Source organism: Comamonas thiooxydans (assembly GCF_000964545.1).
Lineage (GTDB): Bacteria > Pseudomonadota > Gammaproteobacteria > Burkholderiales > Burkholderiaceae_C > Comamonas > Comamonas thiooxydans.
On sequence record NZ_BBVD01000002.1, the window covers coordinates 401,860 to 414,371 of the forward strand.

Sequence of the window (12,512 nt, forward strand, 5' to 3'; positions counted from 1 at the left end):
CTCTACTGTCGCCTCTTTAGGCCGCGCCACAGCGGCAAAGTCCTTGCCCTGTGGCACTCAACGCAAAAGAGGCGAACGAGGCGAGGCGCCCCAAGGCGCTCAGCTCAGCGTGACGCGCGCAAACTTGCGCTTGCCCACCTGCAGCACAAAGGTGCCGGCGTCCAGCTTCAGTGCACGGTCGCTAATGACGTTGCCGTCGACGCGCACGCCGCCGCCATCGATCAGGCGGTTGGCTTCGCCGGTCGATGCAGCCAGATTGGCCTGCTTGACCAGCGCACCAATGCCCAGCGGAGCGCCGGACAGGCTGATTTCAGGGATGTCATCGGGAATGCCGCCCTTGGAGCGGTTGATGAAATCCTGCTCGGCCGCATCGGCGGCTTCGGCGCTGTGGAAGCGCGCGGTGATTTCCTTGGCCAGAGCCACCTTGGCATGCTTGGGGTTGCCTCCGGCCTCGATCTCGGCCTTGAGCGCTGCAATCTCGGCCAGGCTCTTGAAGGACAGCAGGGTGTACCAGTCCCACATCAGCTCGTCCGAGATCGACAGCACCTTGGCGAACATGGTGTTGGCGTCCTCGGTGATACCGATGTAGTTGTTCTTGGACTTGGACATCTTGTGCACGCCGTCCAGGCCCACCAGCAGCGGCATTGTGAGCACACACTGCTGATCCTGACCATACTCGGCCTGCAGATGCCTACCCATCATCAGATTGAACTTCTGATCGGTGCCGCCCAGCTCCAGATCGGACTTGAGCGCCACCGAGTCATAGCCCTGCAGCAGCGGGTAGAGAAACTCGTGCAGGCTGATGGAGCTGCCGTCGGTGAAACGCGTATGGAAGTCGTTGCGCTCCATCATGCGCGCCACCGTGTACTTGGCCGACAGCTGGATCATGCCGCGCGCGCCCAGCTGGTCGCACCACTCGCTGTTGTAGCGCACCTCGGTCCTGGCCGGGTCCAGCACCTTGGCGGCCTGGGTGTAATAGGTCTCTGCATTGACCTTGATCTGCTCGGCCGTCAGCGGCGGGCGCGTAGAGTTGCGGCCCGAAGGGTCGCCGATCAGCGTCGTGAAGTCACCAATCAGGAAGATCACCTGATGGCCCAGATCCTGCAGCTGGCGCATCTTGTTGAGCACCACGGTATGGCCCAGGTGAATGTCGGGGGCTGTCGGGTCCAGACCCAGCTTGATGCGCAGGGGCACGCCGGTGGCTTCGGACCTGGCCAGCTTCTGGACCCACTCGTCCTTGGGCAGCAGCTCATCGACTCCACGCAGAGTGACTTCCAGCGCCTGGTTCACTCTGTCGGTCACGGGAAAACTTGTAACAGCAGATTGATTCATAAGGGTTTTTCGGCAGGCGAAGTAGGACGCGGCCGATATACTTGGAGGTTTGGTGTTACGGTCAATTCTAGACTGCTCCCTCATAAAGACCTCTTTGGATGGACTTATGGCACGGTAGAGCTACTGGAGACGTGTCAGTCGTAACAAATACCAACTCCACCGACACGCTTTCCCAAGGATTTGATGTTTTGATGACTGGCTTGAAAAATGCCGGCGGTGCTCTGCTTGCGCGGCTGACATCGGCTCTGCAAAAACACCCCAAGCGCGCCACGGCGGCGCTGGCGACTGTTTTGCTGACCGGTGGCAGCGGCGCCTTCGCAGTGGCCAGCCTGGGCCCCGACCCCGCCGACCTCCCCGTACGTACACTGACCGAACCCGTCACCTCCCTGGCCGCCGGCCAGGATCTGGCCGATCTGACGGATCTGCAGTCCTTCTCCCTCTATCGCTCCGAATACACCCGCAGCAACGACACCACCGAGTCGCTGCTGCAGCGCCTTGGCATTGCCGACCCGCAGGCCGCAGCCTTCATGCGCAGCAACGAAGCCGTGCGCCAGAACGTGCTGGGCCGCGCCGGCCGCCTGGTGTCAGCAGAGACCACGCCCGACCAGCAACTGAGCCAGCTGACCGTGCGCTGGGCTCCCAGCGAAGACGGCAGCTTTCAGCGCCTGACTGTGGAGCGCGTGGATGGCAAGCTGCAATCCAAGATCGAGACCGGCAAACTCACGGCCAGCCCGCGTCTGGCCGGCGGCGTGATTCGCTCCTCCTTCTTTGCCGCCACGGATGCCTCCGACATTCCCGACAGCATCTCCATGCAGATGGCCGACATCTTCCAGGGCGAGCTGGACTTCCGCCGCGGCCTGCGCAAGGGCGACCGCTTTGCCGTGGTCTATGAATCGCTGGAAGCCGATGGCGAGCCACTGCGCGCCGGCCGCGTGCTGAGCACCGAGTTCTACAACAATGGCAAGTCGCACCAGGCCATGTGGTTCCAGGAAGCAGGCAAGAAGGGCGCCTACTACACGCTGGACGGCAAGAGCCTGCGCCAGGCCTATCTGAACTACCCCGTGGAGTTCTCGCGCATCAGCAGCGGTTTTTCCATGCGCGTCCACCCCATTCATAAAACCTGGCGCGCTCACCTGGGCACCGACTTCGCGGCCCCCACGGGCACCAAGGTGCGTACCGTGGGCGACGGCGTCGTGTCCTTTGCCGGCGTGCAAAACGGTTACGGCAATGTGATCTTCGTCGATCACGCCAACCAGCACACCACCGTCTACGCCCACCTGAGCCGCATCGACGTCAAGCACGGTCAGCGCGTGGACCAGGGCGACATCATCGGCGCCGTGGGCTCCACGGGCTGGGCCACCGGCCCTCATCTGCACTTCGAATTCCGCGAGAAGGGCGAGCAGCGCGACCCGCTGACTATTGCCCAGATCACCGATGCCGCCCAGCCCATCTCCAAGGCCGCACGCCCGGCCTTTGAGCAGCAGGCAGCGCAGATGCGCATCGAACTCAACGCCGGCACGCAGTCGTTCGCCTTGGCCAGTACGCGCTGATCCATCGCTGCGACACAACCTGAGGGCTGCAAATTGCAGCCCTTTTTCATTTCCGCATCAGGATCGTTTGCAGCGACCGCCAGGAAAGCCGCAAACGCTACAGCTAAGATAGTGAACCGCACGCCAACCCTCTGATCTGCCATGCCCAATGCCATTGAACAAGCCGCTCAAAGCAACCTCTATATCGGCCTGATGTCCGGTACATCGCTGGACGGCGTCGACGGGGTTCTCGTGGACTTCAGCCAGGGCATGCGAGTGCTGCAACATGCCAGCTGCGGCTTCGATGCGGCATTGCGCGCCGAGCTGCTGGCCCTCAACACCACTGGCGGTCAGGACGAGCTGCATCGCGCCGCCCTGGCCGCCAATGCACTGGTGCGCCACTATGCACAGGTGGTGCAGCAACTACTGACTGCAGCCGGTGTCCGGGCCGGGCAGATCGCGGCCATAGGCGCCCATGGCCAGACCGTGCGCCACCGTCCGCAGATGTTCGATGGCACGGGCTATACGCTGCAGCTCAACAGCCCCGCCCTGCTGGCCGAGCTGACCGGCATCACCGTAGTCGCCGACCTGCGCAGCCGTGATGTGGCGGCAGGCGGCCAGGGGGCACCGCTGGTGCCGGCCTTTCACCAAAGCGTGTTCGGCAGGCCCGCTGAAACCGCGCTGGTACTCAATATCGGCGGCATTGCCAATCTCAGCGTGCTGGGTGCCGACGGCTCGGTGCTCGGCTTCGATACCGGCACCGGCAATGCGCTCATGGACGGCTGGTGCCTGCGCCATACCGGCAGGAGCTATGACGAGAGCGGCCGGTGGGCCGCCAGCGGCAAGGTCCTGCCCGAGCTGCTGGCCGCCATGCTGGGCGATCCCTATCTGGCCCAGCAGCCGCCCAAGAGCACGGGGCGCGATCTGTTTCACGCCGAGTGGCTGGAGCGGCATCTGCAGCAGCATGCGGCCCAGGCCGCCGCGGCCGATGTACAGGCGACCCTGACCGAATTCACGGCCGCCAGCTGCGCCCATGCTGTCCAGCGTTTCGGCAGGGGCGGCACCGAACTGCTTGTCTGCGGCGGCGGCGCACTGAACACCTATCTGATGCAGCGTCTTGCCGCCCTGCTGCCGGGCGTGAAGGTGGCCTCCACGGCAGAGCGCGGCCTGCCCCCGCTCGAAGTGGAAGCAGCCGCCTTTGCCTGGCTGGCACGTCAATGCCTGCTGGGCCTTCCCGGCAATCTGGCCAGCGTGACAGGCGCCAGCGGCCCACGCATTCTGGGCGCCATCCACCCCGCTTGAAAGCGCGGCCGCCGGCCCGCTGCAGGCTCAGGCCGCTACTGCGGCATCCGCCTGCGCCTTGTGCTGCACCACAGGCAGATCAGGCAAGCCGAAATGGCCGCGCAGCGTGCTGCTCTGGTAGTCGCTGCGAAACAGCCCGCGCTTGCGCAAGATGGGCACGACCTCGCTGGCAAACAGCTCCAGCTGCTGGGTGATGACCGGTGGCATCACATTGAAGCCATCGGCGGCACCCGTGCGGAACCAGTCTTCAATCGTGTCCGCCACCTGCTCGGGCGTGCCGGCAATTGCCAGATGCCCGCGCGCGCCAGCCAGCCGCTTGAGCAGCTGACGCAGCGTGAGTCCATCGCGCAGCGTGGTCTCCACATAGCCTATGGCGCGGCTCCTGGAAGCCTCCACCAGCGCGGGATCGGGAAAATCATCGCGCGTGAGCCGACGGTCCAGCGGCAGACTGCTGAAGTCATGGCCGCCAAAACGGGCCGACAGGCGCCCCAACCCCACGTCGATGCTGGTCAGGCTGTCGAGCTCCTCCCACACCTGGCGGGCTTCGTACTCCGTGGATCCAATCGCGGCGCTGATACCCGGCAGAATCACAATGCCCTCGGCCCTGCGCCCCAGAGCCTTCGCCTGTCCCTTGATATCGGCATAAAAGCCTTGTGCCGACTCCTTGCTGCCATGCGCCGTGAAAATGGCCTCGGCCCATTGCGCGGCAAAGGCCCGGCCCGTTTCGGACTGCCCGGCCTGCACCAGCACCGGACGGCCCTGGGGGCTGCCCGGCACATTCAGCGGTCCGCGCGTACGGATATGTGTTCCCGCATAGTTGACGGGGCGCACCTGGCCTATGTCCAGGAACTGGCCCGATTCGGCATCGTCCACCACTGCCCCGCCCGGAAAGCTGCGCCATAGCGCATCCACTGCGGCCACGAACTCGTCGGCGATGCGGTAGCGCTCGGCATGCTCCACGTTCTCTTGCAACCCGTAGTTTTCTCCGGCCCGGGGCAGCCAGGAGGTCACGATATTCCAGCCTGCCCGCCCCTTGGAGAGATGGTCCAGCGTTGCGAACTGCCGCGCCAGCGTATAGGGCAGGCTGTAGGTGGTGGAAGCCGTGCCGATCAGCCCGATACGCTCGGTATGCTGCGCCAGTGCAGCCAGCAGCAGCAGCGGCTCGAGCTGGCCTGAAGAAGCCATCTGCCCGTTGTCGGGCCCGACCAGCCCGTCGGCCAGAAACACGGCATCGAACTTCGCGGCCTCGGCGATGCGGGCCGCATCCACATAGAGCTCCAGATCGGTCAGCGCCTTGCGATTGGCTCCGGGGTGACGCCAGGCACCTTCGTGGTGGCCTCGTGTCATCAGAAACAGGTTCAGGTGTAGTTGTCGTGTCATGGCAAGGCTTCTTTCAGACAAGTTCGGCTTCCACACCCAGACTGCGCAGCAAGGTCGCGCGCAGCTGCATGAAAGCGAGGTGATCGGGTCGCCGCGGATGGGCCAGATCCAGCGCATGGTCTTCGGCGATCTTTCCGTCCCTGAGCACCAGAATCCGGTCTGCCAGCAGCAGGGATTCGTCCACATCGTGGGTCACCAGAATCACCGTCGGGCGTATGCGCTCCACCATGCGCCGCAAAAGGCCCTGCATGCGCATGCGGGTCAGCGCATCCAGGGCACCAAAAGGCTCGTCGGCCAGCAGCACATGCGGCTCGCGCAGCAAGGAGCGAGCCAGTGCCGCTCTTTGCTTTTGCCCACCGGACAGGGTGGCGGGCCAGACCGCGGCCTTGTCTTCCAGGCCCACCTCGCGCAGTAATTGCACTGCGGCGGGCCGGGCCACCTGCGCATCCAGCCCCAGCGTCAGGTTGTCCAGCACCGTCAGCCAGGGCAGCAGGCGCGAGTCCTGGAACAGCACTGAGACATTGCCATGGGCCAGCGCCGCCCCCGAACTCCGGGCCTCGGCATCGAGGCCGGCCAGGGCCCGCAACAGCGTGGTCTTGCCCGAGCCCGACTCCCCCAGCAATGCCACGAACTGCCCGGGGGTGATATCGAGATGGAGGTCGTCGAGCACCTGCTTGCCATGGAAGCTGCGACTGAAGCAGCGCAGTTGCACGGCACCGGTCAATGATGGATTGCTCATGATCCCAGCGACCTCCGATAGGACAGCACACGTGCCTCCAGGCGCCGCACTGCGGCGTCGGACAGCAGACCCAGCAGCGCGTAGATCAGGATTCCCACCACGATCACATCGGTCTGCCCCCAGTCGCGCGCACGGTTCATCAGATAGCCGATACCGGTCTGCGTGTTGATCAGCTCCAGCACCACCAGCGCCGTCCAGCACAGCGAGACCGCCATGCGCAGGCCGACAAAAAAGCCCGGCAAGGCACCCGGCAGCGCCACCTTGCGAATGAATTCGGCACGCGACAGTCCCAGCGTCTGAGCCAGCTCCACATGACCGATGTCGATGCTGCGCAGCGCTGCATGGGTGTTGATGTAGATGGGAATCAGCACTGCGGTAAAGATGAGAAAGACCTTCATCGCCTCGCCTATGCCCAGCCAGATGATGGCCAGCGGGATCAGCGCCAGCGTGGGAACGGCCCGCTTGATTTGCACCAGGCCATCGATGAGGGCCTCGCCGCTGCGGCTCAGTCCGGCGGCCAGCGCCAGCAACACTCCCACCACAATGCCCAGAAACAGTCCCGTGTAGGCGCGCCCGGCCGAAGCCAGCAGATGCGGCAGCAGGCTGCCATCGAGCACCATTTCGTAGCCGGTACGCAGAGCCTGCGACGGTGCGGTCAGCGTCTCCGGAGAGAGATAACCCAGGCGCGATGCAGCCTCCCACAACAGCAGCAGCAGGACGGGCCCGGCCAGCAGCATGCCCGGCGACAGGCGGGCCGGCACCAGCGCCGGGGCTTTGCGGTCTGGCGCGGCGAGCGGCGATCCAGTCTGAGACTGCCAGCCGGCCAAGCGCGCTTCCAGAGGAGTCGGTGTCATCACGGCCACTCCTCAGCGATTGGCGACGATCACGCCGTCATAGCTCGCCACAAAGGAATCCCTGGCATCCAGACGCTGGGGCAGACTGCCTGCGCTGTGCAGGATGTCGATGAGTTTCTGATGATGGGGCTGGGCCTGTGCCGCCGTCTGGAACTCCAGCGGAGCCTGCGCCGCCTGGATGGCCGCCGCGCTCTCGGCATCAAGGCGCTGGAAGTTGCGCAGGTAATGCTGCCCCCATTCCTTGCGATGGGTATTGCTCCAGCGCCCCGCACGCACGAAGGAGGCCAGGAATTCGCGGATGGCTTCTGCCTTCTGCGGATCGGCCAGCACATCCGGGCGGGCATAGATATAGGAGGTGGACGGCAGCAGTTGCCGCTCCAGTGGATCGGGCACCACGCGCGCTCCAACCTGCCTGGACAGTCGCGTGACATGCGGCTCGGAAATGGTGGCGACATCGACGGCACGGGCGCGCAAGGCATCGTTGAGCTCGGCCACGCGCAGATGCACCAGCGTGACATCCTTGAGCGTCAGGCCCGCCCGGTTCAGCGCCTCGATGAGGAACACCTGGCGCCCCGAGCCTTCCACATAGCTCACGCGCTTGCCGCGCAGATCGCTCAGGCGCTCCACCCCGGCTCCGGCATGCTGGAGCAAACGATATTCCGCCCTGGCTCGGGTGAAGGTCGCGATGATGGGCAGGTTCACGCCTGCGGCCCGCGCCTGTATGGGAGGCGTATCTCCCACATAAGCCATGTCCAGTGCCCCGGCGCGGATGGCCTCGAAAATGGCCGGACCGCCGGCAAAATTGGGCAGCTCCAGCTGAAAGCCGGTCTTCTTGCGCTCACCGCTGGCATCCAGCAGATGACGAATCAGCTCGCTCTGATCAGCGACAACCAGCCTGGTCCTGGCATCTGCCGCAGCACGTGCAACACCGGCGGTGCCCATGGCAGTCACTGCCAGCAATGAAGGCCCTGCCAGCAGGAATCGACGCTTGTCCACTTCCATCTCCCATGTATGCAATGAGACGGATGCTAGGGAGCAGTCGATCGATTCAAAAATATTGATTTCAAATTTGGAAACAACCAACTCATCCGAGCGCCGGAGTCAGCTCACCGGCCTCGCATGAATTTCACTGTGCTGCCAAGCACTTAAGACGGCACGAGTTGAATTCCGCCACCCGCAAAGCGCGCAACAAGCTTTGATTCAGCAATATGCTCATGAAATCAATGTTGTTGAAGCTTGGGGAAATGGCCGGCCACCTGGGGCCTGGGTGTCTAGCTGACAACACATGCTCTGACGACATGCTTGCAAATGTCTTGCCACTCACAATGCAAAACAGCCCGACCCCACCAGAAGCCGGACTGCTTGTTGCATCTGTGATTTCATGCCTGGCGGGCTCCAGCGAGCCATGTCAGCCGGCCTCTCCTCCGACTGCCACGGCCCGGCCCGGCACAGATTACTGCCAGGCTTGATCGGTGTATAGGCGCTCAGTGACCGCCGACGTAGATGAACTTGAACAGGAACAGGGCCGCAATCACCCACATGATCCAGTGCACCTCCTTGACCTTGCCCGTGCACAGCTTGAGTACGGCATAGGTGATGAAGCCGAAGGCCAGACCGTTGGCGATGGAGTAGGTGAAAGGCATCATCAGCGCGGTGACGACTGCCGGTATGGCTTCGGTGGTTTCATCCCACTGCACTTCCGTCAGGTCACGCAGCATCAGGCAGGCCACGAACAGCAGCGCAGGCGCAGTGGCATAGCCGGGCACCACACCGGCCAGCGGCGCGATGAACAAGCAAGCCAGGAACAGCATGGCAACCGTGAGAGCCGTCAGACCGGTACGGCCGCCGGCCTGCACACCGGCAGCGCTCTCCACATAGGCGGTGGTGCTGGAGGTACCCAGGATGGAGCCCACAAAGATCGCGCCCGAATCGGCCAGCAGCGAGCGGTTGAAACGCCCCATGCGCTCAGGCACCAGCAGGCCGGCGCGACGCGCCACGCCCATCAGCGTGCCGGTGGCATCAAACAGTTCCACCAGGAAGAACACCAGCACCACGTTGAGGAAGCCCGTGGTCAGCGCCGTCTTGATGTCGAGCTTCATGAAGGTGGGCTCGATGGAGGGAGGTGCCGAGAAGATGCCGTGGAAGGTATTGCCGCCGAAGAAGAACGAGGCCACCGTCACGGCCAGGATGCCGATCAGCAAGGCGCCCGGCACCTTGAGACGGTCCAGCACCACGATCAGCAAAAAGCCCAGCAGCGCCATGATGACCTCGGGCTTGTGCAGATCGCCCAGCGTCACATAGGTGTTCTGGTCGGCAGCGACCACACCGGCGGTCTTGAGCGCGATCAGCGCCAGGAATAGACCCAGACCCACGGTGATGGAAACGCGTATGGACTGCGGTATGCCCTTGATGATGAGCTCACGCAGGCCCAGCATGGTGCAGATCAGGAACAGACATCCCGAGACGAACACCGCCCCCAGGGCAGCCTCCCACGTATAGCCCATCTTGAGCACCACCACGTAGGCAAAATAGGCGTTCAGCCCCATGCCCGGCGCCAGCGCAATCGGGTAGTTGGCATACAGCGCCATGATGGTCGAGCCCAGCGCTGCGATCAGGCAGGTGGCGACAAAGACCGAGCCCTTGGGCATGCCCGCATCCCCCAGAATGGAGGGGTTGACGAACATGATGTAGGCCATTGAAAGAAAGGTCGTCAGCCCTGCGACCAGTTCCGTGCGCACATTGGTGTTGTGCTCCCTGAGTTTGAATATCCGCTCTGTCCAGTTCATTGCATAGTCTCCGTGTTGTTTTGCATGCGAGGCGCAACGCGAGGAACGCGCCCGGTCCTGCGCCGCCAAATGAGCGGCGCAGCACATGGCCTTGCCCCGCGGCAAACAGCCATGACTCAGAATGGCTGCCGCCCCGCAAGGCGACAACACCTGTGAGGAAAAACTAGCCAGTGTGCCCTTGAACGGCTTCCACTGCGCGCAGGATGGCTTCTGACGTGGCAGGCGCCTGCAGTGGAGGGTTCATGCGGTGCTCGCCGGCGGCCGACACCGCATCGCGAATCGCGAAGAACACCGAGAACGGCAGCAGCAGCGGGGGCTCCCCCACGGCCTTGCTGCGGTGGATGGAGTCTTCATAGTTATCGCCCTCGAACAGGCGCACATTGAAGACCGGCGGGCAGTCATTGGCCGTAGGAATCTTGTAGGTGCTGGGCGCATGGGTCGTGAGCTTTCCGGTTTGCGGATGCCACACCAGCTCCTCGGTGGTCAGCCAGCCCATGCCCTGGATGAAGGCGCCCTCCACCTGGCCCACATCGACGGCCGGGTTCAGCGAGCGGCCCACGTCATGCAGCACATCGGCGCGCAGCAGCTTCCATTCGCCCGTCAGCGTGTCGATGACCACTTCGCTGACGGCCGCGCCATAGGCAAAGTAGAAGAAGGGGTGACCCTTCATGCGCTTGCCGTCCCAGTGCAGGCCGGGCGTGGCATAGAAGCCATCCGACCACAGCTGCACACGCTGCAGATAGGCTGCGCGCACCAGCTCGGCAAACGGCACATTCTGGCCGTTGACCTGCACCGCATTGTTGGCAAAGCGCACGTCATGGGCATCGCCGCCATGCAGGCGTGCGGCGCATTCGGCCAGACGCTCGCGCAGCTGGCGTGCGGCATCCTGTGCGGCCTTACCGTTGAGGTCGGCTCCCGTCGAAGCCGCCGTGGCCGAGGTGTTGGCCACCTTGCTGGTATCGGTGGCCGTCACGCGCACATTCTCGAATGCCACGCCCAGCTCATGCGCCACCACCTGCGCCACCTTGGTGTTCAGGCCCTGGCCCATTTCGGTGCCGCCATGGTTCACGAGAATCGAGCCATCGGTATAGATATGGACCAGTGCGCCGGCCTGGTTGAAGTGGGCCACATTGAAGGAGATGCCGAACTTCAGCGGTGTCAGCGCCAGGCCGCGCTTGAGCACGGCACTGCCGGCGTTGAAGGCATTCACGGCCGCACGGCGCGCACGGTAGTCGCTGGACTCCTCCAGCTCGGCCACCAGCTCGTGAATCACGTTATCGGTCACGACCTGTTCATAGGGCGTGATGTTTCGCTCGCCCTTGCCGTAGAAGTTGACGCGCCGCACATCGAGCGGATCGCGCCCCAGGCTGCGCGCCACCGTATCCAGAATGTTCTCGATGGCAATCGCGCCCTGAGGTCCGCCAAAGCCACGGAAAGCCGTATTGCTCTGGGTATTGGTCTTGCCCATATAGCCATGCATGAGCACATCGGGCAGCCAGTAGGTATTGTCGAAATGGCACAGCGCACGCGTCATCACGGGCGCCGACAGATCGGCAGAGTGACCGGCGCGCGAGACCATGGAGATCTCGGCTCCCAGCACGCGGCCTTCATCGTCATAGCCCACTTCGTACTCATACCAGAAGCAGTGACGGCGACCGGTAATCATGAAGTCGTCGTCGCGGTCCAGACGCAGCTTGACCGGTTTCTGCAGCCTGGTTGCCGCCACGGCCGCCACGCAGGCGAACAGCGCCGACTGCGATTCCTTGCCGCCGAAGCCGCCACCCATGCGTCGGCATTCCACATGCACGCTGTGCGAAGCCACGCCCAGAGCATGTGCCACCAGATGCTGCATCTCGCTGGGATGCTGAGTGGAGCAATGAATATGCACGGCCCCGTCTTCCTTGGGCGTGGCATAGCTGATCTGCCCTTCCAGATAGAACTGCTCCTGCCCGCCCACATCGAAGGAACCCTTGAGGCGGTGCGGCGCGGCATCCATGGCGGCGCGCGCGCCGCCTTCCCGTGTACTGCGCTCCAGGTGCATGGGCGGCATCACATACTGCCCCAGCTCATGGGCCTTGCGCGGTGTCAGCACGGGCGGCAGCTCGCTGATGGTGGCCGCTGCCTTGGCCAGGGCGGCTGCACGTCTTGCCGCATCGCGCGAGCGGGCAATCACGGCGAACAGGGGCTGGCCTACGTAGCGGATTTCGCCGTCGCACAGAATCGGGTCGTCATGAATGATGGAGCCGCAGTCGTTGACACCGGGGATGTCGGCTGCCGTGATCACGTCCACCACTTCGGGCATGGCCCGCACGGCCTCCAGCGCCAGCGCCGTCAAACGGCCGTGGGCCACGGGAGAGAGGCCCAGCGCACAATGCAGCGTGCCTTCCAGCTCGGGCAGGTCGTCGATATAGGCGGCCTCGCCGGCCACATGCAGGTGTGCGGACTCGTGCTTGCGGCTGACGCCCACGCGTGCGCCCTGATCATGGGCCTTGGCCTCGGTCACTTCGTCAATGCGATAAGCCTGATTCTTGCGGTAATCGGCAAAGGCTTCCGCCACCAGTTCATTCGTCAATTCAAGGGGGTTGTTCAT

The 12,512-nt window shown here is 63.9% G+C and carries 9 protein-coding genes; 2 read left to right on the forward strand and 7 right to left on the reverse strand.

The window, feature by feature from the left end; all coding sequences use genetic code 11:
* Nucleotides 1-99: 99 nt before the first annotated feature.
* Nucleotides 100-1,332 (reverse strand): tyrosine--tRNA ligase, encoded by a 1,233-nt coding sequence (gene tyrS, locus Cth01_RS03325; RefSeq protein ID WP_012836937.1) that lies wholly within the window; start codon nt 1,330-1,332, stop codon nt 100-102.
* Between the two features lie 191 nt (nt 1,333-1,523).
* On the opposite strand from tyrS, the gene Cth01_RS03330 reads away from it, so the two are divergent.
* Both Cth01_RS03330 and Cth01_RS03335 read left to right on the forward strand, forming a co-directional pair.
* On the forward strand, nt 1,524-2,882 hold the full coding sequence (locus Cth01_RS03330) for a M23 family metallopeptidase (RefSeq protein WP_034357214.1): 1,359 nt from the start codon (nt 1,524-1,526) through the stop codon (nt 2,880-2,882).
* Nucleotides 2,883-3,023: 141 nt separating this feature from the next.
* Nucleotides 3,024-4,163, forward strand: a complete 1,140-nt coding sequence (locus Cth01_RS03335; protein ID WP_045838514.1) for an anhydro-N-acetylmuramic acid kinase — start codon at nt 3,024-3,026, stop codon at nt 4,161-4,163.
* Between the two features lie 27 nt (nt 4,164-4,190).
* On the opposite strand, the gene Cth01_RS03340 is transcribed toward Cth01_RS03335, so the two are convergent.
* The 6 genes from Cth01_RS03340 to xdhB form a co-directional block, all read right to left on the reverse strand.
* Nucleotides 4,191-5,543 carry an LLM class flavin-dependent oxidoreductase gene (locus tag Cth01_RS03340; RefSeq protein ID WP_045838515.1) on the reverse strand — a complete coding sequence of 451 codons (1,353 nt, stop codon included), beginning with the start codon at nt 5,541-5,543 and terminating at the stop codon, nt 4,191-4,193.
* Nucleotides 5,544-5,556: 13 nt separating this feature from the next.
* On the reverse strand, nt 5,557-6,282 hold the full coding sequence (locus Cth01_RS03345) for an ABC transporter ATP-binding protein (protein ID WP_045838516.1): 726 nt from the start codon (nt 6,280-6,282) through the stop codon (nt 5,557-5,559).
* Entirely contained in the window at nt 6,279-7,136 is an 858-nt protein-coding gene (locus tag Cth01_RS03350) for an ABC transporter permease (RefSeq protein ID WP_034405953.1), read from the reverse strand. The genes Cth01_RS03345 and Cth01_RS03350 overlap by 4 nt, the downstream gene beginning before the upstream one ends.
* Nucleotides 7,137-7,148: 12 nt before the next feature.
* Nucleotides 7,149-8,138 (reverse strand): ABC transporter substrate-binding protein, encoded by a 990-nt coding sequence (locus Cth01_RS03355; RefSeq protein ID WP_034390842.1) that lies wholly within the window; start codon nt 8,136-8,138, stop codon nt 7,149-7,151.
* 482 nt (nt 8,139-8,620) lie between these two features.
* On the reverse strand, nt 8,621-9,922 hold the full coding sequence (locus Cth01_RS03360; RefSeq protein ID WP_003061737.1) for an NCS2 family permease: 1,302 nt from the start codon (nt 9,920-9,922) through the stop codon (nt 8,621-8,623).
* A gap of 163 nt (nt 9,923-10,085) precedes the next feature.
* Nucleotides 10,086-12,512 carry a xanthine dehydrogenase molybdopterin binding subunit gene (gene xdhB, locus Cth01_RS03365; RefSeq protein ID WP_034357203.1) on the reverse strand — a complete coding sequence of 809 codons (2,427 nt, stop codon included), beginning with the start codon at nt 12,510-12,512 and terminating at the stop codon, nt 10,086-10,088.